Raw genomic sequence first — 22,133 nt, forward strand, 5'->3', positions numbered from 1 at the left:
AACCTTTAGGCCGTTCCGTCGTTCGGTGGGGAGGAGGATCTCCCCATGCTGGATATGGCCTACTCACGCGATCTCATGGTTGAACGGCATTTGCGTGGTCGTGGCCTTCGCGATGAGCGGTTGCTGGCGGCAATGGGAGGGATGGCACCGACCCGATCTTCCTCCGATCCGTAGTCGCCCGGCGTTGCCGGCGTTGATCAAAGAGGCAGCGGAACCGTTTAGCCAATTTCACGATCCGCACTTCGGCGATCTGTTCGACCGTTTCGCTGACAAGCACGTTGTCCTCTTGGGCGAGGCAAGCCACGGAGTGCCGCCCTGATGTGAGGCTTCTTGCATCGGATCCCGTAGTAAGAGGTACGTCTATCGACTCTTTACGTTTGACATCCATGTTTCAAACGGATTGCTTTTCTGACTACCTATGTTCGCGCGACCATTTAGCTCCACTCCATCCTGGAGGCCGTGCAGGATGGCGATCAGCCGTGGCGCCATCTCGCGAATCTCGCTCAGATGAATAGCCGTCAGCCGTTTGAGGACCGCTTCGGCCTTCTGGGTCAGCGCAAGCGTGTGGCGTCGCTTGTCGTTGGGATCGACTGTGCGCGACACATATCCCGCCGCCACCAGCCGGCCGACGAGTTCGGTTGTCGAATGCGGCGCGATCAGCAGCCGCTCGGCAAGCAGGCCGACCGACATCGCTTCCTCGCCGTTGTGGCCCTTGATGGCGAGCAGGGCCTGATGCTGCTGCGCCGGCAATCCTTCTTCGTGGGCGGCCGAGGCGCTGAAATCCATGAACTGGCGCAGTGCATGGCGCAGGTTGGACAGCGCCTCGTAATCGGCATCCGACAGATCGTCCATCTGCTTCCTGGCCATCAATCTCCTGCCGTTATTGGCTTGCCACCTGCAAGATCACTGCATCCATGCCGCCATCTCCATCCGCCGGTGATCCTGCAGCGCGCGCAGCGCCTGCATCAACTCCGGCGCCATTTCCCGGATCTCATAAAGATGGGCAGGCGTCAGTCGACGCAATAGCTCTTCCGCCTGATCTGTCAATCGAACAACGATGCGGCGCTTCGGCTTGATGACGACGGTCAGAAAGCCGCGGGCTTTCAATCCTTCCGTCAGTTCCGTGGCCGCGGCAGGCGCCAGAAACAGCTTCTCCGCGAGGCTGGAAACGCTCATTTCGCCACGGATCCCCAACCCCTTGATGGCGAGAAGCGCCTGATGCTCCGGTGGTGAAAGGCCGAGACGGCTGGCCGCCCCGGCGCTGAACTGGCGGAATTTGCGGATCCGGTATCTCAGATTGGCAAGTGCCTCATATTCGGTCTCTGACAGGGCTTCCTTGGGCATCGGCCTGCTCCTCAAAGCATGACTTGCATTAGATCGTAATACGATATATCTGGGCCTTCATTGCCAGCCTGTCAACAGGAACCCCCATGTCCCCACAAAATACCCACCGGCCGCATGATTTCATGGGCGGCCTTTCGCGGCGTGAAGCCGGAGACTTCACCACCGACAAGCGCGTCATCGCTCTGATCGGCATGGCGCTGATCGTCGGCACCGGCGGCGCTTTTGCCGCCTGGGTCCTGGTCAGCCTCATTTCGCTAGTGACCAACCTTGTCTGGTTCGGCCGCCTTAGTACCCATGCCGTCTCGTTGGCAGCGGCCCCGCGCTCGGTCTGGATGGTGGTAATCCCGGTTCTAGGCGGTCTTGTCATTGGCTTGATGGCTCGTTTCGGCTCGGAGAAGATCCGCGGCCACGGCATTCCTGAAGCAATCGAGGCGATCCTGATCGGCGGCAGCCGGATGTCGCCAAAGGTGGCGATCTTGAAGCCGATTTCCTCGGCAATCTCGATCGGAACGGGCGGCCCTTTCGGCGCTGAAGGCCCGATCATCATGACTGGCGGCGCGATTGGTTCGCTCTTTGCCCAATGCTTTCACCTGAGTTCGGCAGAGCGCAAGACGCTGCTGGTCGCCGGTGCCGCGGCAGGCATGACTGCGATCTTTGGTTCGCCGATCGCCGCGATCATGCTGGCCGTTGAACTGCTGCTGTTCGAATGGAAGCCGCGCAGCTTCATTCCTGTCGCCGTCGCCGCCTGCGTGTCGATCTGCTGGCGCCCTTTCCTGTTCGAAGCCGGTCCTCTCTTTCCAAGACAATTCCACATGGATCTGCCCTGGTGGGGTATCCTGCTCTGCGCCGGAATGGGCATCCTCTCCGGCCTACAGTCGGGCATCCTGACAACGCTTCTTTACAAGATTGAAGACCTGTTCGAAGCGCTGCCCATCCATTGGATGTGGTGCCCGGCGCTGGGCGGGCTGATCATCGGGTTTGGCGGGCTCATAGAACCGCGAGTTCTCGGCGTCGGCTACGATATCATCGATGGTCTCCTGAACAGCAGCCTGCTGCCGCAAGCGGTGCTGACAATCCTGCTGGTCAAGGCGGCGATCTGGCTCGTGGCGCTGTCATCGGGCACCTCGGGCGGCGTGCTGGCGCCGCTCCTGATTTTCGGCGGTGCGCTCGGCTGGCTTGTCGGACTTGTTCTGCCGGGCGATCCGGGCTTCTGGGCGCTGCTCGGCATGGCGGCGATGATGGGCGGCACGATGCGGGCGCCGCTGACTGGCACTTTCTTCGCCGTCGAACTGACCGGCGATGTCCAGGCGCTGCTGCCGCTGCTGGCGGCAACGGTGGCGGCCTACGCGGTCACCGTTCTCCTGCTGCGCCGCTCGATCCTGACGGAAAAGATCGCCCGCCGTGGCCAGCACATCACCCGCGAATATGGCATCGATCCCTTCGAGTTTGCCCGCGCCCGTGACATCATGATCTCCAAGGTCGATAGCCTCAGGGCCGATATGACCGCCGGGGAGGCGATCGATTTCTTTACCACGCGATCGAAGACACACCGGGTCTATCCGGTAGTCGATGACCTAGGCATCCTCAAGGGTCTGATGTCGCGCGGTGACGCTCTGCGCTGGCAGCAGGAACGTGTGGAGCGCAGTCAGCCGCTCGCCGATCTGGTGTCCGATAATTCCGTGCCGCTTGCTCACCCCGATGACACGGTCGGTTACGTTGCCGATCTGATGCTGGTAACCGATGCCGGCCGCATTCCAATCGTCGATCCCGATAACGGCCAGCTCGTCGGCCTCGTAGCCCGCAAGGACCTGTTGAGGCTCCGTCATTCCCTAAGAACAAGCGAAACGGAGCGGCGGCCGTATTTCGGACGCGCCGTCGGTTCGGGACGCGAGGTGCCTACGAGATGATCAGCTCTGACGTTAAAAGGGGCGATTTCCATCCACCATTTAACAAGGTTCTTCGGTTGTCGCGGCCATCGCCTGGTTCTTCAGAACGTGGCTGTGACAATTATATAGGTCGTCTAGGAATCTCCCGGCCTGGTGACACTCTACCGCATTCACGGTGTGCGTTGATGTTGTCGCCGAACGCGCTTCGTCTGAGAATTTCGGACCTGTGGCAAACTTCCGCGTCAGTCAGCCGCCGCGTCAATTGTCTTTCCGTTGGTAAACGCGCTCGTGCCGGGTGGCGGAATGTCATCCTTGAGAAAGGCGATGCCGGACCGAAGCCCGCGTTGCCGTTGGCGCGAGACGCGACCGGAGGACGATCAGATCGATTACTTGGAGTAGTAGTCTGTGATCAGCACCAGGTACCGTGCGAAATAATGGTTTCACTCTCCCCTGACGTGTGGCATTCTGCAGCTTATATCAATTACTCAACGAGTGGTTGATAATCCCGCTTCGGCAACATATTTCGATCTCGGAGAGCCCATGACTTCAGTTCCCCTTTCGCCTGACGCAACAGATACGAGGCGACGCGTTTTTGCAATCATGGCGAGTGCTTCGGGCAACCTTGTTGAATGGTATGATTTCTATGTCTACTCGTTCCTAGCACTCTATTTCGCGTCGGAGTTTTTCCCGGAAGGCGACGCGACCAGTCAATTACTGAATGCTGCTGCTATCTTTGCTGCGGGCTTTCTCATGCGGCCGATCGGGGGGTGGTTGTTTGGACGCATTGCGGACCGGGTGGGCCGCAAGCGTGCGATGCTGATTTCGGTTACGATGATGTGCGGCGGATCCTTTGTTATCGCCATTTTGCCAACCTACAGCTCGATCGGCGTCTTCGCGCCGCTTCTGCTCCTTCTCATGCGCCTCATCCAGGGGCTTTCTGTGGGCGGCGAGTATGGCACGACCGCGACCTATATGAGTGAGGTAGCGCTTGCCGGTCGCCGCGGCTTCTTCGGCTCATTTCAATATGTCACCCTGATCGGCGGCCAGCTGCTCGCCGTGCTCGTCCTTGTCATCCTGCAGCAGTTCCTTGACGAAGCGCAGCTGCGTGCGTGGGGTTGGCGCATTCCCTTTGCCATCGGCGGTGTGGCAGCCGTGATCGCGCTCTATCTGCGAAGCTCGCTTCAGGAGACGTCGACTGAAGAGACCCGCACCATGCAGGAGGCGGGAACGCTGAGTGGCCTCCTGCGCAACCATTTGCGCGCGTTTCTCATCGTCGTCGGCTACACTGCCGGGGGATCGCTGATTTTCTACACGTTCACCACCTACATGCAAAAATACCTCGTCAATACCGCCGGCTTCGACAAGGAGGTCGCAAGCCTGACGATGACGACGGTCCTTTTCGTCTACATGCTGATGCAGCCGCTCTTCGGCGCCATGTCTGACAGGATCGGCAGGCGCAATTCCATGCTTCTATGGGCCGGCCTTTCCATTCTGACGACCGTTCCATTTCTAACCGTCATCGGGCGCACCACAAACGCATTCAGCGCCTTTTTCCTCGTGACGGGCGCCCTTGCAGTCGTCAGTCTCTACACGTCCATCAGCGGTATCGTGAAATCGGAAATGTTCCCGGCACAGGTAAGAGCACTCGGTGTCGGCTTCGCCTATGCGATCGGCAATGCGCTCTTCGGCGGAACGGCGGAGTATTTCGCGCTTTGGTTCAAGTCAATCGGTCACGAGAGTTGGTTCTTCTGGTACGTGACCGCAATGATGGTCATTGCGCTCGTCGCCGCTATTCTCATGCCCGATCCCCGGAAGAAAGGCTACCTTCAGGGTGAAGGGATGATAGATTGATCTTGACCGCGCGACATCGCCTATACCTTCTCGTCGTCGAGAAAAGTGAAGTCGATCGTAGGCGCCGTTTGCCTCGCTCGCGCGCGTCTTGCCATTTCGAGTAATACCGCCGTGACACAGATGCCAACAATGCGCCTTTGCAGTCATTGAAGAAAACAATCTATCCTGTATCGTCGCTGGTACAGGAAAAAGTGTCACTTTCAGCGATGCCTTCGATACCTTTGCCATTTGTCATATCCCTTCTTCTTTGCCTCATCCTCTTTCGGACGATGCGGCAGGCGGAATATAAACTCGGTCTGTTTTCTCCGCTCATTGCAACGTTTGCCGCTCAGGCGATCCTGTCGGGGTTGAATTGGAACCTCGGTTGGTATCCTGCGCGTCTCATTCAGCCGGTCGTGGCGGCGATCCTCCCAGCTCTATGCTTTGCCGCGTTCAATCAGCTGCGACGCGATAGGCTCGCAACGTCCAACGATATCCTGCCACACCTGCTGCCTGCGATCCTCGTTGCCATTCTGGTCACCCTATGGCGTGCTCCAATCGATATCGTTCTTTTTGCCACTTACCTCGGCTACGGCCTTGCACTTCTCAAGATTGCCAAAGAGGGGCCGGACGCGCTTTCTTCTGTACGCGTCGCTGATGAGTGGACTGCTCACAAGGCGCTTGTCGCAGTGGCGGTTATGCTGGTCGTGACGTCCTTCATCGACGCCGTTGTGGCGGTTGATTTTTTCCTTGGAAAGGGCGAGCAGGGCCGAATGGTTCTTACGGTTGCGAGCGTTTTATGGCTGGCCATTGCCGGTTACGCCGCCACTGTTGCGGACAATGCCCGTCCCGGTGATGAGGGGAATGCGCTTTCGGAGGATTTCGACCATTCCTCATCCGCACAGCAGGTTCCTTCGGACGCTATGGAGGATAAAGCGATAGCAAATCACATCGATGCATTGATGCGGGAACAACATCTTTATCGTGACCCAGACCTGACCTTACAGCGTCTCGCAAGGCGCTCAGGTATTCCAGCACGCCAGATTTCCGGCGCTTTGAACAGAACCTACGGTCGGAACGTTTCGCAGGTGGTGAATGAATATCGAGTGAGTGATGCCAAACAGCGGCTGGTGACCACACGCGATCAGATAACGGCAATCATGCTGGAGGCGGGGTTTGGTACAAAATCAAATTTCAATAGAGAATTCCTACGGGTCACGGGCATGACCCCGAGCCGCTATCGGAACACTGGTGGCGAGACGTCTGCCGCGCCCGAACTGCCCAAAGAAGCTTCCATTCGATAGCCCCGCGTGAGTTCAAACGCCGATGCGCGATACGTCCTAAATCGTGATCTTGGACGTGCGAAATCGTGATCTTGGGCGCGTCGCTCTTCAATCCGCGACAAGTTCCGACATAACCCACGGCTATGAGGAGCTTCGAGGAAAATGCTGATCAAAATCGTTGCAATGTTCTGCGCCAGCGTCCTTTCAATGGCGATAGCGCAGCACTCAGCCGCAGACAGTGCACTCGTCGGCGTCCGGCAGATCACAGCGCCCTCCAAGGAGCGAGGCACTGAATTTCCCGTGACCGTTTGGTATCCGGCCGACGCTGGTGGCAAGCCTGTCACGCTCGGCGAAAGTCAGTTCTTTTACGGAACGGAAGCCATGCTCGATGCCCCTATTGCGCACGGAAGACACCCTTTGATTTTGCTATCTCATGGCGCAGGTTTGGGGGGAACTCCCCAAGCGATGAGTTGGATTGCAGCGCCCTTGGCCAAGCAAGGGTTCATCGTGGCAGCTCCTCTTCATTTCGGGAACGGAGGAGCCAACAGGTCAGCAGCCGAAACGGTGAAGCTTTGGCTTAGGCCTGCGGATATCAGCGCAACGCTCGACGCTTTGGAAAAGCAACCGGTTTTCGAAGATCACCTTGAGCCCAAAAAGACGGGTGTGCTTGGGCTTTCGATGGGCGGGAATACAGCCTTGGCTTTGGCTGGTGGTCGTATCGATCCAATCCGTCTGGGGAGTTACTGTGACACCGATGCTCTCAATCCTTCACTTTGCGGATGGGTAAAACAAAGTGGCGTTGACCTTCATGCGATGGACATGAAACTTGCTGATCGCGACAATCGCGACAGGCGGATTGAGTTTGCTATGGCAATCGACCCTGCTCCGGTAGATGTCTTTCAGATCGAGTCTTTTTTGAAGGTTTCGATCCCCGTCGAGATAATAAACCTTGGCCAACCTGGAACGATCCCCCGGACGTTGCTCGCCTCGGGAATCGCAAGGGTCATTCCCGAAGGCGGGTATTTCATGTTAAAGGATGCAAGCCACTATAGCATGTTCGGAGTGTGTAAGCCGGATGCGGCCGAGATGGCCAAGTCCGCAGACATCGAGGAGCCCATTTGCACGGACGGCGATGGGCACTCACGCCGCGAAATCCATCAGGAACTGGTAAATTTGGTCATTGAGGCTTTCGATCAAAGGCTCAAAACGGAGCGCTAAAACGCGTCGTCCGTTGTTTGATCCAGGTTCTCGAATCGGCTGATTTGTGATTCATGGCTGGAAGGAGACCGATCATGGGCAATTCCCACCCGATCAAGTTGCGTTCCCGTGTTATTGCATTCGTTGAAGAGGGCAACACTCATCGCGGACGTCCCCTCATTTGCGGGTGTCGGCTCGATTTGTGAATAGCCTTGCTGTTCTGAAGCGAGAGACGAGCTCTCTGTCGCCGAGACGACAGGTCATATTGGCGGCGGCACGTTGGGCGACCACGGTTCGTAGTTTCGGGAACGTGTGGCTGAGAAGGGTGATTTGACGATTGACGAATTGTGCATGGAGCTAGCCGAGCGCGGCATCATGCTTCTCGGGACGTCGGTTCGGACGGGCACCCGAACTTTGAAAGGTCGCGCTGTTGGATTATCCCGGAGGTCGATTGTGGAGAATACAACGCACCCGAATTCCCTGCATATAGTCGCCTCCTTTGTGAGGCCGACTCCCATCAAGGTGACAAATATCGTTACCGCGAGCCGAATGTGCCGTTTGCTTTCGCCAGCGCTTCGATCATGACAACTAATCTGGCAAGGTCCTCTTGATGCAGTGCTTTTAATGCTGCCGATATCCGTTCTTGAAAAACCTCGTCGGCGCTTCGAACGCGTTCCTCGTTACCAAGCCCGAGCAGTTCGTCCACGGAACTCCCCAAAATAGTCGCGATCCGGACAAGCGTTGCAAGATCGGGCTCGCGTGCCCCACTGACGTAGTTCCCGTACCGTCGGTCGCTCAGGCCAGTTCGCCTTGCTACTTCAGCATTTGAGATTCCGAGCTGTTCGGCACGTCGTTTAAGATTCGCGGAAAATGGTTCCATACCACATTTTGTTCATGACAAGCCCAACGGGTCCATGTACGATACGTTGATATACAATAGAACAATGTGTGGATTTAGTTCCATGGAACTACGCCAACTCTCTTACTTCAAAGCGGTGGCCGAGGAACTGCATTTCGGCCGGGCGGCAGCCAGGATGTGCATTGCCCAGCCGGCACTCAGCAATCATGTGATGTCGCTGGAAAGGGAGCTTGGCTGTCCGCTGTTCATCCGCTCGACCAGACGGGTGGAACTGACCAGGGCAGGGGAAACCTTCTATGATCGCTGTGTGCGGATCCTGAGCGACATCGACCTGACCACGGAACTGACGCGGGCAGCCGGCGGCAGCCGCATCCGCCAGATCAAGATCGGCAGCATCTATCCGGCCACCATGGGCATGCTGCCAACCTTCCTTGCCAAGATCGCCCGCAAGTATCCCGATGTCCGCATCCATATCGCGTCGGGCAATACCGGCGAGATCATCCGCGGCCTGGAGACCGGCCAGCTCAATTTAGGCTTCATCCGGCCGGTGGAAAACATCGGCTCCTTGCGCTTCGTCTCGCTTGCGCATGAGCGCTACTACCTGGCAGTTGGCCATGCCAATCCGCTGGCAGCCAAAGAGGAGATCAGCATCGATGATCTGCGCACTCAGAAGATCATCGCCTTCAACCGGCAGAACCTGTCGTTTTCGGAACGCTACTTCAATGAGAAGTTCGCGGAATACGACCTCACCGCCAACATTGCCTTCAGCTGCGATGACACCTATGCGCTGGTGTCGCTGGTCTCTGCCGGGCTTGGCATCGGCTTTGCACCGGAGTGGACGCTTGATCTTCCCAATCGCGGCTTTGAACTGAAGAAGGTAAGCGGGATCGACTTCCGGATCGGGCTTGGCATTGCCTGGAGCAAAGAGGATCCAACCGCTGGCCGAGACGATATCGTCGACATCGCACGGTCGCTGGCTCGGGCAGGGCGGTGAGCGCTCGAGAGTGTGCCTGCGCTGGTGCCGACTTTTCCGCTGCTCCGGCAGATTGCCGAGCTTGGCTAGGCAGTTTTAGCTTAGCCCGAGGGGCCTGCCCCCTTACAATTCCAGTTTACGCGAGCTAGAAGTGGTTGCGTAAGGTTGAGGCTCGTCATGACCGTTACCATGCTTTCAGGCCGAGAACTCAATCAGGACCTCGGCCGCGCAAAGCGCGCCACCAGGGATGGACCGGTGATCATCACCGACAGGGGCCGGCCTGCGCATGTCCTCCTGTCGTTCGATGAGTACAAGCGGCTTATCGGTAAAATGCGGACGCTCGGTGACATGCTGGCCGCGCCCGGAGCGGATGATGTTGACTTACCGCTCCCGCAGCGCACGGAACATGCCCGGTCGGTTGACCTATCCTGAAACGAAACCGTCGATCCGGCCGAGACCCCTTCGGTTCGATTCCGTTCAAGACCTTCGTCCTACCAGACAAACTTAGGCGGGAACTGGAATACGGTGGGTGATGGCCAATCTCTGACAACCAGGCAATTCTCTCAAGCTGTCCTATACCGCAACTGAGATTCAAACTCGGATGGCAAGCGGGCTCAACCGACGAGATCTTTGATCGTTGCAATAGGCAGGAACATCCGCATCGGCATAGAGGGAAAAGGCTGAAACCCGTATCCGATGTAGAGGTCCTTGCGCTGCTGCGTTTTTCCGGGGTCTCCGCAATCGAGTACATCCAGGACGATGACGGCCGTGCCGATCTGCTCCGCAATCCGGACAATCCGTTGGAGGCAATCGGCAAGAAGAATGCCGCCGTATCCACCGCCTCTGAATCGTTCGTCGCGACCGACCATGGAGATGTACGCGGCAGGTATCGCGCCGTGCCCCGGACGATTGCGGGCGAAATTTTCCGGCAGTTCGTCGTAATAGATCGAATGAGCGTTGATCGCGTAGAACCCGATGATCGACTTCTCGTCCTCCGCCGTCAGCACCCAAACACGAAGATTATCTGCCTTCGTGAGCTTGTTGGCCGTCTTCTTGATAAAGTTATCGACTTGGCTAACGCCACACGAAAAAGCCGCCCGATCGTGTTTGGAAGGATCGAGCGGCTCGATGAGGAGTTTCGGCTTTACGTCTTCTGCCATTACTTGGAAACGACGGTCTCGCGATGACGCCTGAAAGCTTCCTTCAGGCTGTTCGTCGGCGCAGGCGGATTATCGAGAGCCTCGAAAAATGCCGTGTGATCGACAGCCTTAAGACCGGTCGCTTCGTGGGCCGCGATCGTTTCGATTGCAGACTTGTAGGCTGCATTGATCGTAAAGGCGGAATCGTCCATGCCAGAAAGCGCAGCCGCCCGGTGAATGGCATCCTTGATACGAGGCTTCGTACGGAAATTCATCCGCGCGTTGCTCGGCTCGTCGATATCGACAGTGATGTCTTTGAAAGCAACCATAGTCGCCTCCTGCCTTAGAAACTAGATCGCGTTGTACGCCTCATCGACGTACAAGGTCAAGTCATATTGCATGCGTCCGTCCGTGCGACGTACGTTGGAAGGCAACATATACGAGACTGATGATTGCGGCGACTTCCGGGGAGCAGGCCAAGAGCGCTCCAGAGACCGGTCGCCATCATTTACATCGGTCCCGACTATGAAATGGAGGTCGTAAGTGTGATGCAAGCCTGACTGATATGGAGATAGATGCGGCGAGAGCGGCATCGGGGTCGAACACGTTGGTCGCGGCGGATGTCTACCCCTTCGATAACTCCCGCTTTGACTTCTGGCCTGTCCCAGCGACCGTGGACCAGACAATCGTGGTCGGTGTCGCCTTCGATCCAGGGCGTCGACCGCCAAATGTTGATGCATTGATGGAGACGGTCGCGCTAGTCTTTGCAGCGACGATTGAACGCTACAAGGCATAGGTCGGCTGTCACCAAACTCCGCGGTGTGTTCTGGCACAGACGCGTCACCGTCGAGAACCGCGTCACCGCCGTGAAACATGGCATTTGTTGGAGCTATTTGCGTTCCGGTGGCGCAGGTCTTTTACCCGCCAGGACTGTTTCAGTTCTCGTCTTGGGAGCGTTTCCAACGGTGCGCCTGAGGCAGTCAAATGGCCTAGGCAGCAACAGGGTCGGCGGTTCGTCTCCGTTCAAGACCTGCGAAGCCTCCAGCTAAAAAGGTGGCAGTCATAGCCGACACCCGCAGTCGACCTCTTGGAAAGCAGCCCGACCCAATCGGCCAGCGTGGAGCGGACGAGGTCCTCAGGTGCAGGCAGAACAAGCTTTCTCTGCCGCGCTATCGTTCGCCAAGTCGAAAGGCGGTTCCCCGCAACGGGCCGAGGCTCTCCGACACGATCTGCGCATTGACTTCATCAGGCCAATGCCGAGATTTGCTAACGAGGCTGAGGATCAGCGCGTGGTTGAAGCCCGAGCAACAAGTTCAGGCGCAAATCGTTCCACCACCCGATCGTCGGCGCTTCCTTTCGATCCGGTCGAGGAGCCGACGCGTTGCGCGACGTGCAACCTCCTGGAAAGGCAGAAGCAATGTAGAAAGCGGTGGCTCCATAAAACGTGCGAAGGGGTGGTTTCCCCACCGCATAACCAACACATCATCCGGGATGCGGATGCGACGCTCGCGTAGAGCTCGGTAGAGGCCGAGCGCATAATAATCATCCCCGACCACGAACGCATCCGGTCGACGGCCGCGGTCCAGGAGGTCGCTGGCGACGCGATATGCGTCGTAAGCTTGCCAGGATTGAGAGACCCTACCCGGCCGTATGCCGGGGGAAGACGGTATTTCTATTCGGATTGCAGGAGACGCGGTAATCACTCTAGCGGGGGAAACCTCAAATACTTTAAAGAGGACCTTGAGAAGGTCTTCGCGATGTTCCCGCGCCTGAAGGAGCGCCAGGCTGCAGGATTTCCGTGCCGCCGATCATCACGACCGCGGCAACCGCGATACCCGGTCAGCGAAGGACGACCTTGCTGACCAGAATTTGTACGCAAACTTTGGACAGCTTGTCGCTGACCAGTATTTGTATATAATCTTTGGACATTGGAGAACCAATGCCCGACCCGACGTCAGATACCCTTGAGCAAATTCACTCCCGGATCAGCGCTGGCGCTCCTTCGGGTGTGTGGTCCCGCGGTGACTTCCTTGATATCGCCAGCCCGAACGCCGTTGAGAAAGCGCTGCAGCGCCTGACAAACCGTGGCGATATTCGTCGACCTTACCGCGGGCTCTACGACAAACCCTCTATCAGCAAGCTCACTGGAAAGCTGGTGTTCCCGCCGCGCGCATCATTCGTTGATGCAATCGCCCGCCGGGACAAGCTTCGGATACTCGTGGACGGAATGACCGCGGCTAATGATCTCGGGCTCACAACGGCTGCTCCCGCGCGATCGACAATCTACGCGGACACATATCCGCGGACGATCGAAATCGATGCAACCACCGGGGATCCCAAGGTAAGCGCCCCGGTCATCTACACGCTCGATTTCAAGCGAGTCTCGGCTAAAGCCGCATTCTGGGCCGGCCGGCCGGCCATGCGCATAGTCCAGGCGTTAGCTTGGGTGCGCGATGATCGCAGCAATTTGGAACCGGCCATAAGCGGGATCGTCCAGAAACTGAGGAAGAGCCCGGACCGAGAAGCGATTTCGGATGATCTCCGATCCAACCTCTCGGCTCTGCCAGCCTGGATGTATTCGGCTGCGCAAGAAATAGCCGACGGCTTAGCACCACACGGCCAAGAAACGACGCCAGAGGGGACCGCCGATGCAGACCACGTTCATTGAGGTTCTTCGACCGAACCCCGACGAACGCCGTGCGCTGTATGCGGCAGCCGCAGCTGGCCTCCAGACGCGCGCTGAGAATGTCGAAAAGGATCTCTATGTCTGTTGGATCCTGGACTTTCTGTTCAATCAGCGAGATGGCGATCCGGTCAATCTCTACTTCAAAGGCGGCACCAGCCTGAGCAAGGCCTATGACGTCATCAAAAGGTTCTCCTAAGATATCGACTTTGGCGTCTATAAAGCCGACATTGAAGCACCCCTTGAAGACGAGATTGCCGCACAGGGCTCGGTGACCAAGCAACAGAAAATGCTCGCAGAGAAGGTCGACGATGCGGCGCGCACCTACATCTCCGGCCCTTTACGCGACCAGCTTCTCCGCAAGATTGCAGAGATCGAGGCGATAGTTGGCGAACAAGGCCATTTCACCGTCGAGTACGGCTACGATGCCTATCGGAAACGTGACGCGCTCGACATTCTTGTCGTCACCTATAAGAGCGTGCTTGGGACCGATGCCGATTATGTTAGGCCGGCCGTCCGGATAGAGGGCGGCGCCCGCCCTGATCCTGTTCCCGTCGAAGCTCGCACGATCATCCCCTACATCGCGTCCGAACTGACCTCCGCGGACGACTTGGCGGTCAATGGGGTAACGACCGTGAAGCCGGAAAGAACCTTCTGGGAGAAGGTGCTTATTCTCCATGCGATGACCGAAATGACGCAGAAGCGAGCCGACGAGCAGAACCCCGAAAAGCCGGTACCTGATCTCAACCGGTACTCGCGGCACTACTATGATGTCCATCAAATCTGGACGAACGGCGCTTATGGAAAGAAAACGGCCCGCATGAGTGAGTTGGCCGAGGCCTGCCGAGTGCACAAGGAACTGATGTTTCGGGCGCCAGATCATCGCTATGATCGCGCAGTGCCGGGAAGCTACCGGCTAAACCCAAATTCTGAGATGCTGGAAAAGCTCGCACGCGACTACGAGCGTATGTCAGCCATGATCTTCGGCGAAATCCCGAAATTCGGGGATGTGATGCGAAGCATTGCTGAACTCGAGCAGTTCCTGAATTCGGTTTCTGAAGAGAAAAATTGAGGAGGTCATGTCGGACTAGCTCCAGGTGCTGCCGTGACATTTGCGCGCCGTTTGGAGAAGCCCCAAGTGCATCACACCCGTCTTGCAGGGTAGGGGATCACGCGTCATCCTGCAATGCGCCATGAACACCTCGGCTGGAGTGTTGTAGCCAAGGCATTTACGGGGTTGGTCATTGACGGGCGAGTTGGATCAGGTCGCGTTGTGACACGGCGGCCAGATCTGTAGCTCCTGGCATGAAGCGGCGTAGGCGCTTGCTGGCGTTTTCCAGGGCTCCCTTTTGCCACTCTACACTGGGGTCGCAGAACCAGCTACGCGCGGATCCCCTTCGTCCAAAGCCCTGAATCCGGCAAACTCGGTACCGCGATCAAACATGAAGCTTTGACGCGCAAATGCCGGCAATGGAGAAAGAGCTCTGATGATTTTGTCCATGATCAGGGAGCGAATGCCGGCTTGGATTCTTGATGAGAACGGTGCAGCGGCTCTTGCGCTCCACGAAGGACGTGACATTGGCATGGCCGAGTGGACACTCAAACACGGTGACGGTCCAATTGCCTGCGACCATCACCGCGAGCTCCGCGCCGCCGCCATGAACCTTCGGACGCAAATCACTCGGGTATGACAGACGGATAGAGAACGGCCTGTTCGCCATTGGTCCGCCACCGTTAGGTGTACGATGCCAGCTGGTAGCATTCTTGAGAAACCACTGGCTAGCATGTAGCTCAGGATCAGCCCGAGTCATCGCGGCGGCGTTCGAACGACTTTATGGCCGCCGCAGCATCGAACGGCGTGCCATCTTGGAACTTTGACACCGTCAGCCTGAGCGAAAGGTGCGTCAGAGACCTTAGCAGCGTGCTCCGAAATCCTCTGTATGGCGCGTAGACGGTTAGCTCTCGACGGCTCAAGTTGCACGTGGTCGGGCGCCCTTCGCTGCCCGCAGGTGAAATGCCAGCTTGCGAGCGTAACTACTGCCTTACGAAGTCAAGAAAATTGCGACTTTCATGAATTTTGGCATTGACGCCACCGCGGATTGCGGGGCAGTTTGAACCACTTGGAAATTGGTTCGAACCAATAAGCAAAATGGCAGTACAAGGACTACCCGAAAATTCAACTTATGCTCTCGAGAAGCTCCGAGAGCTGCTGAGCTCTTCCGATCTTCCTGCGGACGGCAAGCTGCCGACCGAGCGTGCTCTCTCCGATCTGTTTGGCGTCAGTCGCCGCGCCATTCGCCGGGCGCTGGAAGTCCTTGATGCCGAGGGCAGGATTTCTCGCCGCCAGGGATCCGGGACTTACGCGGGTCAGCGAGCCGAAGGGCTTAGCCGGCATGTCGGCGCTATCGTCGCCGGAACCAATTTTCTGGAAATCATGGAAGTGCGGCTGCGAATAGAGCCGCAGCTGGCGCAACTTGCTGCCGTCCGTGCCAAGCCAGCCGACATCGAGCGCATGCGTGAATTGACGAAGAAGATCGTCGCGAGTGAGGATGCCGACGCGCGCGAATTGTGGGATGGCGCGCTGCACCGGCTGATCGCCCAAAGCGCCGGCAATCAGTTCTTTCTCGAAATCTTCGATGTCATCAACCATGTCCGCCAGGACGACGCCTGGCAGGCGATCCGCGAAATGGCTCGGCGCAGCCATAAGACGGAAGAGCGCGCTTATGCGCAGCACGCCGCCGTGATCGACGCAATCGCCGAGCGGGATCCGTTGCGCGCCGCCGAAGCGATGCGCCAGCATTTGCTGATGCTGCAGGAAAGCCTCATCCGCGTCACCTCCTTCGATCTGCCGGAAGAGGGAAGCGAAGAGAAACGAAAAGCTGACGGAGTTGCTCCCGACGCCTGACGATCGGCCGGCCGGGGAAGCCGGCCCGGAAAACTGGTTCAAACATAAGAGGGAACGAGATGAAAACTGCCAACTTCCTTGCTACTCTTGGCGCAAGCGTCCTGTTAGCGCTACCAACCTTTGCCGCCGAACTGAAGATCGGCCTTGCCGATGACGCTGACGTCTTGGATCCGGCACAATCGCGTTCGTTCGTCGGTCGTATCGTCTACACGGCGCTCTGCGACAAGCTGTTCGACGTCACGCCCGATCTCAAGATCGTCGGGCAGCTGGCAACGGATTACAAATGGTCCGCCGACGGCAAGGAACTGACGCTGACGCTGCGCCAAGGCGTGAAATTCCAGGATGATACGCCATTCAATGCCCAGGCCGTCGTCGACAACATCACCCGCGCGATGACCCTGCCAGAATCGCGCCGCAAGAGCGAGCTTTCCTCCGTCTCCAAGGTCGAGGCAACAGGGGACTACGAGGTGAAGTTCACGCTGAAGGCTCCGGATGTTACGCTGGTCGCACAGCTTTCCGACCGCGCCGGCATGATGATCTCGCCGAAGGCCGCCAAGGAACTCGGCGCCAAGTTTGGTGACCATCCCGTCTGCTCCGGCCCGTTCAAATTCGTTGAACGCGTGCAGCAGGACCGCATCGTGCTCGAAAAGTTCCAGGACTACTGGAACAAGGACAACATCTTCATCGACAAGATCACCTACCGGCCGATCCCGGATAGCGCGGTGCGGCTCGCTAACCTGCGCTCGGGTGATCTCGATCTGATCGAGCGCGTGGCGCCGACGGATGTCGAGACCGTGAAGGGCGATTCCAACCTGGACATGGTCGACAAGGTCAATATCGGCAACCTCGGCATCTACTTCAACGTCGGCAACGGCGCCCGCGCCGACAATCCGCTTGGCAAGGACAAGCGGCTTCGCCAGGCTTTCTCGCTGGCGATCGACCGCGAGGCAGCCATGCAGATCGTCTATGACGGGACGGGTGTTGCCGGCAACCAGCCGTTCCCGCCGTCGAGCCCATGGTTCAACAAAGATCTCCCGGTTCCGGCCCGCGACGTGGAAAAAGCCAAGGCCCTGATCAAGGAAGCAGGCTTCGACCGCGTTCCGGTCGAGCTCAACATGGCCAACGATCCGATCATCGCCCAGATGATGCAGATCATCCAGTCGATGGTCGCCGAAGCCGGGTTCGACGTGACCTTGAAGGCCACCGAATTCGCCACGCTGCTCAACGACCAGACCGCCGGCAACTACCAGGTCAGCCGCTCGGATTGGTCCGGCCGCGTCGACCCTGACGGCAACACCAACCAGTTCTACACCACTGGCGCGGGCCTCAACGACATGCACTACAGCAACCCCGACGTGGACAAACTGCTTGCCGAAGCCCGCCAGTCGCAGGACGATGCCGTGCGCAAGCAGAAGTACGATGCCGCCGGCAAGATCCTCGCTGAGGACCTCCCGATCGTCTACATCGGACATCAGGCCTGGATCTGGGGCTACAACAAGAAAGTCACCGGCTTTGTCCCGTCACCGGACGGCATGATCCGCCTCGTGGGCGTGAAGAAAGCCGACTAACAAAAGAACCGCCGCGCGGGGGTTGTCTCCCGCGCGGCGCCTGCAACGCGACTGACGAGCATCGGGATCTCCTCATGTATACCTACATCGGAAAGCGGCTGCTGCTTGCCATACCGACGCTGCTGATCATCTCCGTCTTCGTCTTCTCGCTTCAGAAGCTTCTGCCGGGTGATCCGGTCCTGGCCATGGCCGGCGAGGACCGCAGTCCGCAAGTGCTGGAGCTCTTGCGCGAAAAATACCGGCTGAACGATCCGGTGGTCTACCAGTACGGCTACTGGCTGGCGGGTGCGGTGAAGGGCGATCTCGGCATCTCGCTTAGGACGAACCAGGAAGTGACGACGCTGATCGCCGAGAAGCTGCCGGTGACGATCCAGCTCGCCGTGATGTCGATCGTCTTTGCACTGTTGATCGGCATCCCCATGGGCATACTCGCTGCAGTCAAGAAAAACACCGCGCTCGATCTTGTGGCCAATTTCATCGCGCTCTGCGGCCTGTCGATCCCGAACTTCTGGTTCGGCATCATGCTTATCCTCTTCATCTCGGTAAAGCTCGGCTGGCTGCCGGCCTCGGGCTACGCGCCCTTTTTCGAAGATCCGCTGCATTCGATCGAAACAATGATCATGCCGGCGTTCGTTCTCGGCAACGCGCTCGCAGCCACGCTGATGCGCCATACGCGCTCCTCGATGCTGAGCGTGCTCAGCGCCGACTATATCCGCACCGCCCGTGCCAAGGGTCTGTCGGAGGGGGCGGTCGTCTTGCAGCATTCCTTCCGCAACGCACTGCTTCCGATCGTCACCGTCACGGCGCTTCTCTTCGGCGAGCTGCTTGCGGGTGCTGTTCTGACCGAGCAGATCTTCACCATTCCCGGTTTCGGCAAGTTGATCGTCGATGCCGTGTTCAACCGCGACTATGCCGTCGTGCAGGGCATCGTGCTTTGTACCGCAACCGGCTTCATCCTGATGAATCTCGTCGCCGACGTGCTCTACGTCCTGCTCAACCCGCGCATGAGGACCGCCCTATGACCGCCATCGAGCAGTCGGCCACAGCAGTCGAGCCGCGTTCGCAAAACCGCGCCTGGCGCAAGATGAAGGCCAACAAGGGCTCGCTTGCTGGCCTTGTCATCGTCCTCTTCTTTGCGCTCGTCGCGATCTCCGCGCCGCTGCTGCCGATACCCGACCCGGCGGCGACGAGCTGGTCGGCGATCCGCAAGGCGCCGTCGCTTGCCCATCTTCTCGGCACCGACGAACTCGGTCGCGACATCCTTTCGCGCATGGTCTGGGGCGCCCGGGCATCGCTGCTGGCCGGCATCTTTTCGGTCGCGATCGCGGTTGTCGTCGGCGTGCCCTTCGGCCTCATCGCCGGCTATTTCGGCGGTTGGATCGACCATGTGATCTCGCGCATCATCGAGGCGTTCCTGGCGATGCCGTTCCTGATCACGGCGATCGCGCTCGCCGCCTTCCTGGGGCCGAGCCTCTCCAATGCGATGATCGCGATCGGGCTCTCGGCCATGCCGATCTTCGTGCGGCTGACGCGCGGCCAGACGCTCGCCGTCAAGACCGAGGAATTCGTGGAAGGCGCGCGCGCCATCGGGCTTCGACACTTCAATATCATCAGACGCTACGTCCTGCCGAACGTCTTTGCGCCTATCCTCGTGCAGGCGACGCTGACGATCGCCACTGCTATTATCGCCGAGGCAAGCCTGTCCTTCCTCGGTCTCGGCCAGCAGCCGCCGGCGCCGAGCTGGGGTTCGATGCTCAACGTCGCCAAGAACTTTCTCAACCAGGCGCCCTGGATGGCGCTGTGGCCGGGACTGGCGATCTTTCTCGTCGTCATGGGTTTCAATCTTCTCGGGGACGGCCTGCGTGATGCGCTGGACCCTCGCGAAGCGTAATTTCTTCGAAAGGAAATTGAGATGAGTACGTTCACGACCCGCCCCGAAATTCTCGGCACCTTCGGTGTCGTCACCTCGACGCACTGGATCGCCTCGGCCGTCGGCATGAGCATCCTGGAAAAGGGCGGCAACGCCTTCGACGCGGCGGTCGCGACCGGTTTCGTACTCCAGATCGTCGAGCCGCATCTGGTCGGCCCTGGCGGCGACCTGCCGGCGATCATCTATTCGAAGAAGAAGGACAAGGTCGAGGTCATCTGCGCCCAGGCGCCGGCGCCGGCCGGAGCCACGATCGAGCACTATACGAACGAGGGACTGAAGATGATCCCCGGCGACGGTCTGCTCGCGACCGTCATTCCGGGCTCCTTCGATGGCTGGATGCTGATGCTGCGCGACTACGGTCGCTTGAGCGTCCGCGACGTTCTCGAACCGGCGATCCATTATGCTGAGAACGGCCATCCCGTGCTGCCGCGTGTCTCGGCCACCATCGCCGGCCTTGCCGACTTCTTTGAAAAGGAATGGCCGACCTCGTTCGAAACCTGGTTGCCCGGCGGCTCTGCGCCGGCTCCCTGGTCCAACTTCAAGAACCCCGTGCTTGCCAAGACCTGGAAGCGCATCGTCTCGGAATCGGAGAGCAAGTCCGGCCGCGAAGCGCAGATCGAAGCCGCGCGCGACGCCTTCTATCGCGGTTTCGTCGCCGAGGCGATCGACACTTACCTGCGCGAGGCGGAAGTGATGGATGCAAGCGGCAACCACCACAAGGGCGTGCTGAGCGCGGACGACATGGCGAACTGGCAGGCGACCGTCGAGGCGCCTGTCACCCATGACTATCACGGCTGGACGGTCGCAAAGACCGGTCCGTGGGGACAGGGGCCAGTACTCCTGCAATCGCTGTCGCTGCTGAAGGGCTTCGATCTCGCCTCCATGGATCCGGCCGGTCCAGATTTCGTACACACCGTCGTTGAGGCGATGAAGCTCGCCTATGCCGACCGCGAGGTCTACTATGGCGATCCTGATTTCACCGACGTACCGCTTGAAGAGCTTCTGTCGGACGCCTACGCCGCCGAGCGCCGCAAGCTGATCACGAACGAAGCCTCCTTCGATCTGCGTCCCGGCCGTCTTTCCGGCTTCGAGGCACAGTACGATGCCACCATGGCGCTGCTTGAAGGCGCCAAGACGGGTGCTGTCTACGAGCCGACCATGGCGCATCTGAGCGAGAAGCGCGGCGACACCGTGCATATCGACGTCATCGACAGCGAAGGCAACATGGTGTCGGTGACGCCCTCCGGCGGATGGCTGCAATCCTCCCCGATCGTTCCCGGCCTGGGCTTCTGCCTCAATTCGCGCGCTCAGATGTTCTGGCTGAAACCAGGTCTGCCGTCGTCGCTCGCCCCGGGCAAGCGTCCACGCACGACGCTAACGCCTTCCATCGCCCTCCATGACGGCCGGCCGACACTCGCCTTCGGTACGCCAGGCGGCGACCAGCAGGACCAGTGGCAGCTCGCTTTCTTCCTGCGCTATGTCCATCATGGCATGAACCTGCAGGAAGCGATCGACCAGCCGCTCTTCCATACCGCGCATTTCCCGGGCTCCTTCTATCCGCGCACCCGGGCGCCGGGTGACCTGACGGCCGAAGCCAACTTCCCGGCGGCAGTGCTCGAGGCGTTGCGCCAGAAAGGCCATCAGCTCACGGTTGCCGATCCATGGACCGTCGGGCGCCTGACAGCGGCGCGGCGCGATGCCGACGGACTGTTGCGCGCGGCCGCCACGCCGCGCCTGATGCAGGCCTACGCGGTCGGGAGATAATCGCCATGACCTGGTCCATCGTTGCCCGCGAACCGGAATCCGGCCATCTGGCGATCGCGGTCGCCACCCGCTTCTTCGCCGTCGGCGGCGTCGTGCCGCACATTCGCGGCCGCGTCGGTGCGGTCGCGACACAGGCCTTCGTGAGCCCGCTCTACGGCACCGATGGCCTCGCCATGCTCGCCGCCGGCAAGTCGCCGGAGGAGATCATTCCGGCTCTGACCGGGCGCGACGAGGGGCGGGACCAGCGCCAGCTGCACCTCGTTGATGTCAAGGGCCGCAACGCGGCCTTCACCGGCACCAAGTGCATCGATTGGGCTGGCCATCTGGTCGACGACAACGTCTCGGTCGCCGGCAACATGCTGGCGGGACCGCAGGTGATCGCCGAAACGCTCGCCACCTTCAAGAAGACGGCGGGCAGGCCCCTGGCCGAACGGCTGCTCGAAGCCATGCAGGCCGGCGAGGACGCCGGCGGCGACAAGCGCGGCAAGCAGTCGGCAGCGCTCCTCATCTACCGCGATCAGGATTTTGCCTGGCTCAATCTGCGCGTCGACGACCACGCCGATCCCTTGGGCGAACTCAACCGGCTCTACGCCGTCGCCAAGGAGCGCTACCTGCATGTCGCCGAGACCATGCCGACCCGGGACAATCCGAGCGGCATGATCGACCGGCGCGAAATCGACGAGCGGATCGCAGGGCTGGAGGCGGAACGCGTGGCGGCCGGAAGACCGTCCGCCTCGTTCGCCACGCCGCTCAAAGCCGCGACCTGATGCAA

At 59.2% G+C, this 22,133-nt stretch carries 19 protein-coding genes and 3 pseudogenes; 14 read left to right on the top strand and 8 right to left on the bottom strand.

Annotated features, from left to right (window positions below):
* Window positions 1–360: 360 nt before the first annotated feature.
* The gene (locus IB244_RS22510) at window positions 361–852 is read right to left on the bottom strand and encodes a MarR family winged helix-turn-helix transcriptional regulator (protein ID WP_246733649.1); all 492 of its coding nucleotides are present in this window, start codon (window positions 850–852) and stop codon (window positions 361–363) included.
* Window positions 853–903: 51 nt separating this feature from the next.
* On the bottom strand, window positions 904–1,344 hold the full coding sequence (locus IB244_RS22515) for a MarR family winged helix-turn-helix transcriptional regulator (RefSeq protein WP_169681603.1): 441 nt from the start codon (window positions 1,342–1,344) through the stop codon (window positions 904–906).
* Between the two features lie 86 nt (window positions 1,345–1,430).
* On the opposite strand from IB244_RS22515, the gene IB244_RS22520 reads away from it, so the two are divergent.
* The 4 genes from IB244_RS22520 to IB244_RS22535 all read left to right on the top strand — a co-directional run bounded on the left by IB244_RS22520 (window position 1,431) and on the right by IB244_RS22535 (window position 7,561).
* Window positions 1,431–3,251, top strand: a complete 1,821-nt coding sequence (locus IB244_RS22520; RefSeq protein ID WP_169681601.1) for a chloride channel protein — start codon at window positions 1,431–1,433, stop codon at window positions 3,249–3,251.
* Window positions 3,252–3,770: 519 nt separating this feature from the next.
* Window positions 3,771–5,081, top strand: coding sequence for an MFS family transporter (locus tag IB244_RS22525; RefSeq protein ID WP_169681599.1), 1,311 nt, complete (start codon window positions 3,771–3,773; stop codon window positions 5,079–5,081).
* 137 nt (window positions 5,082–5,218) lie between these two features.
* A complete protein-coding gene (locus IB244_RS22530) occupies window positions 5,219–6,364 on the top strand; it encodes a helix-turn-helix domain-containing protein (protein ID WP_246734596.1) in 1,146 nt (381 codons plus the stop codon).
* Window positions 6,365–6,505: 141 nt separating this feature from the next.
* Complete coding sequence (locus tag IB244_RS22535; protein ID WP_192305627.1) at window positions 6,506–7,561, top strand: alpha/beta hydrolase family protein; 1,056 nt, start codon at window positions 6,506–6,508, stop codon at window positions 7,559–7,561.
* A gap of 514 nt (window positions 7,562–8,075) precedes the next feature.
* On the opposite strand, the gene IB244_RS33190 is transcribed toward IB244_RS22535, so the two are convergent.
* Both IB244_RS33190 and IB244_RS33195 read right to left on the bottom strand, forming a co-directional pair.
* A complete protein-coding gene (locus tag IB244_RS33190; protein WP_409564082.1) occupies window positions 8,076–8,246 on the bottom strand; it encodes a hypothetical protein in 171 nt (56 codons plus the stop codon).
* A gap of 39 nt (window positions 8,247–8,285) precedes the next feature.
* Window positions 8,286–8,420 (bottom strand): annotated as a pseudogene (locus IB244_RS33195) (helix-turn-helix domain-containing protein); the annotation flags it as partial.
* An 82-nt stretch (window positions 8,421–8,502) separates the two neighbouring features.
* On the opposite strand from IB244_RS33195, the gene IB244_RS22545 reads away from it, so the two are divergent.
* Window positions 8,503–9,393: a LysR family transcriptional regulator gene (locus IB244_RS22545; protein WP_169681593.1), complete on the top strand. Its 891-nt coding sequence runs from the start codon at window positions 8,503–8,505 to the stop codon at window positions 9,391–9,393.
* A 156-nt stretch (window positions 9,394–9,549) separates the two neighbouring features.
* The gene (locus tag IB244_RS22550; RefSeq protein WP_062369244.1) at window positions 9,550–9,804 is read left to right on the top strand and encodes a type II toxin-antitoxin system Phd/YefM family antitoxin; all 255 of its coding nucleotides are present in this window, start codon (window positions 9,550–9,552) and stop codon (window positions 9,802–9,804) included.
* 182 nt (window positions 9,805–9,986) lie between these two features.
* On the opposite strand, the gene IB244_RS22555 is transcribed toward IB244_RS22550, so the two are convergent.
* The 3 genes from IB244_RS22555 to IB244_RS33200 all read right to left on the bottom strand — a co-directional run bounded on the left by IB244_RS22555 (window position 9,987) and on the right by IB244_RS33200 (window position 12,214).
* Window positions 9,987–10,532, bottom strand: coding sequence for a GNAT family N-acetyltransferase (locus IB244_RS22555; RefSeq protein WP_169681591.1), 546 nt, complete (start codon window positions 10,530–10,532; stop codon window positions 9,987–9,989).
* Window positions 10,532–10,840 carry a DUF1778 domain-containing protein gene (locus tag IB244_RS22560; protein ID WP_169681589.1) on the bottom strand — a complete coding sequence of 103 codons (309 nt, stop codon included), beginning with the start codon at window positions 10,838–10,840 and terminating at the stop codon, window positions 10,532–10,534. Before IB244_RS22560 ends, IB244_RS22555 begins: the two co-directional genes overlap by 1 nt.
* 984 nt (window positions 10,841–11,824) lie before the next feature.
* Window positions 11,825–12,214 carry a substrate-binding domain-containing protein gene (locus IB244_RS33200; RefSeq protein WP_169681587.1) on the bottom strand — a complete coding sequence of 130 codons (390 nt, stop codon included), beginning with the start codon at window positions 12,212–12,214 and terminating at the stop codon, window positions 11,825–11,827.
* Window positions 12,215–12,450: 236 nt separating this feature from the next.
* Here IB244_RS33200 and IB244_RS22570 point away from each other — a divergent pair, with 236 nt between their 5' ends.
* Together IB244_RS22570 and IB244_RS22575 are read left to right on the top strand one after the other, a co-directional pair.
* Window positions 12,451–13,179 carry a DUF6088 family protein gene (locus IB244_RS22570; RefSeq protein ID WP_169681585.1) on the top strand — a complete coding sequence of 243 codons (729 nt, stop codon included), beginning with the start codon at window positions 12,451–12,453 and terminating at the stop codon, window positions 13,177–13,179.
* Window positions 13,160–14,266: pseudogene (locus tag IB244_RS22575) on the top strand (nucleotidyl transferase AbiEii/AbiGii toxin family protein). The gene IB244_RS22570 and the pseudogene IB244_RS22575 overlap by 20 nt, the downstream one beginning before the upstream one ends.
* Before the next feature lie 99 nt (window positions 14,267–14,365).
* Here the strand turns inward: IB244_RS22575 and IB244_RS22580 are convergent.
* Window positions 14,366–14,798, bottom strand: a pseudogene (locus tag IB244_RS22580) (IS30 family transposase); the annotation flags it as partial.
* Between the two features lie 545 nt (window positions 14,799–15,343).
* On the opposite strand from IB244_RS22580, the gene IB244_RS22585 reads away from it, so the two are divergent.
* The 6 genes from IB244_RS22585 to IB244_RS22610 all read left to right on the top strand — a co-directional run bounded on the left by IB244_RS22585 (window position 15,344) and on the right by IB244_RS22610 (window position 22,128).
* Window positions 15,344–16,099: a FadR/GntR family transcriptional regulator gene (locus IB244_RS22585; RefSeq protein ID WP_025661554.1), complete on the top strand. Its 756-nt coding sequence runs from the start codon at window positions 15,344–15,346 to the stop codon at window positions 16,097–16,099.
* 59 nt (window positions 16,100–16,158) lie between these two features.
* Window positions 16,159–17,667, top strand: a complete 1,509-nt coding sequence (locus IB244_RS22590; RefSeq protein ID WP_169681583.1) for an ABC transporter substrate-binding protein — start codon at window positions 16,159–16,161, stop codon at window positions 17,665–17,667.
* A gap of 74 nt (window positions 17,668–17,741) precedes the next feature.
* Window positions 17,742–18,689: an ABC transporter permease gene (locus IB244_RS22595; protein ID WP_018858186.1), complete on the top strand. Its 948-nt coding sequence runs from the start codon at window positions 17,742–17,744 to the stop codon at window positions 18,687–18,689.
* Window positions 18,686–19,558, top strand: coding sequence for an ABC transporter permease (locus IB244_RS22600; RefSeq protein WP_192305629.1), 873 nt, complete (start codon window positions 18,686–18,688; stop codon window positions 19,556–19,558). Before IB244_RS22595 ends, IB244_RS22600 begins: the two co-directional genes overlap by 4 nt.
* A gap of 21 nt (window positions 19,559–19,579) precedes the next feature.
* Complete coding sequence (locus tag IB244_RS22605) at window positions 19,580–21,361, top strand: gamma-glutamyltransferase family protein (RefSeq protein WP_169681579.1); 1,782 nt, start codon at window positions 19,580–19,582, stop codon at window positions 21,359–21,361.
* Window positions 21,362–21,366: 5 nt separating this feature from the next.
* Complete coding sequence (locus IB244_RS22610) at window positions 21,367–22,128, top strand: DUF1028 domain-containing protein (protein ID WP_192305631.1); 762 nt, start codon at window positions 21,367–21,369, stop codon at window positions 22,126–22,128.
* Window positions 22,129–22,133: the final 5 nt, after the last annotated feature.

It is taken from the genome of Rhizobium sp. RHZ02 (assembly GCF_014851575.1).
GTDB lineage: Bacteria > Pseudomonadota > Alphaproteobacteria > Rhizobiales > Rhizobiaceae > Rhizobium > Rhizobium altiplani.

What these genes read in the sequence shown, in the direction of transcription:
- IB244_RS22535 (WP_192305627.1), top strand. Translation starts at nt 6,506, where the DNA reads ATGCTGATCAAAATCGTTGCAATGTTCTGCGCCAGCGTCCTTTCAATG.
- IB244_RS22555 (WP_169681591.1), bottom strand. Translation starts at nt 10,532, where the DNA reads ATGGCAGAAGACGTAAAGCCGAAACTCCTCATCGAGCCGCTCGATCCT.
- IB244_RS22600 (WP_192305629.1), top strand. Translation starts at nt 18,686, where the DNA reads ATGACCGCCATCGAGCAGTCGGCCACAGCAGTCGAGCCGCGTTCGCAA.
- IB244_RS22595 (WP_018858186.1), top strand. Translation starts at nt 17,742, where the DNA reads ATGTATACCTACATCGGAAAGCGGCTGCTGCTTGCCATACCGACGCTG.
- IB244_RS22570 (WP_169681585.1), top strand. Translation starts at nt 12,451, where the DNA reads ATGCCCGACCCGACGTCAGATACCCTTGAGCAAATTCACTCCCGGATC.
- IB244_RS22610 (WP_192305631.1), top strand. Translation starts at nt 21,367, where the DNA reads ATGACCTGGTCCATCGTTGCCCGCGAACCGGAATCCGGCCATCTGGCG.
- IB244_RS22515 (WP_169681603.1), bottom strand. Translation starts at nt 1,344, where the DNA reads ATGCCCAAGGAAGCCCTGTCAGAGACCGAATATGAGGCACTTGCCAAT.
- IB244_RS22550 (WP_062369244.1), top strand. Translation starts at nt 9,550, where the DNA reads ATGACCGTTACCATGCTTTCAGGCCGAGAACTCAATCAGGACCTCGGC.
- IB244_RS22560 (WP_169681589.1), bottom strand. Translation starts at nt 10,840, where the DNA reads ATGGTTGCTTTCAAAGACATCACTGTCGATATCGACGAGCCGAGCAAC.
- IB244_RS22605 (WP_169681579.1), top strand. Translation starts at nt 19,580, where the DNA reads ATGAGTACGTTCACGACCCGCCCCGAAATTCTCGGCACCTTCGGTGTC.
- IB244_RS22510 (WP_246733649.1), bottom strand. Translation starts at nt 852, where the DNA reads ATGGACGATCTGTCGGATGCCGATTACGAGGCGCTGTCCAACCTGCGC.
- IB244_RS22525 (WP_169681599.1), top strand. Translation starts at nt 3,771, where the DNA reads ATGACTTCAGTTCCCCTTTCGCCTGACGCAACAGATACGAGGCGACGC.
- IB244_RS22520 (WP_169681601.1), top strand. Translation starts at nt 1,431, where the DNA reads ATGTCCCCACAAAATACCCACCGGCCGCATGATTTCATGGGCGGCCTT.
- IB244_RS22590 (WP_169681583.1), top strand. Translation starts at nt 16,159, where the DNA reads ATGAAAACTGCCAACTTCCTTGCTACTCTTGGCGCAAGCGTCCTGTTA.
- IB244_RS22585 (WP_025661554.1), top strand. Translation starts at nt 15,344, where the DNA reads ATGGCAGTACAAGGACTACCCGAAAATTCAACTTATGCTCTCGAGAAG.
- IB244_RS22545 (WP_169681593.1), top strand. Translation starts at nt 8,503, where the DNA reads ATGGAACTACGCCAACTCTCTTACTTCAAAGCGGTGGCCGAGGAACTG.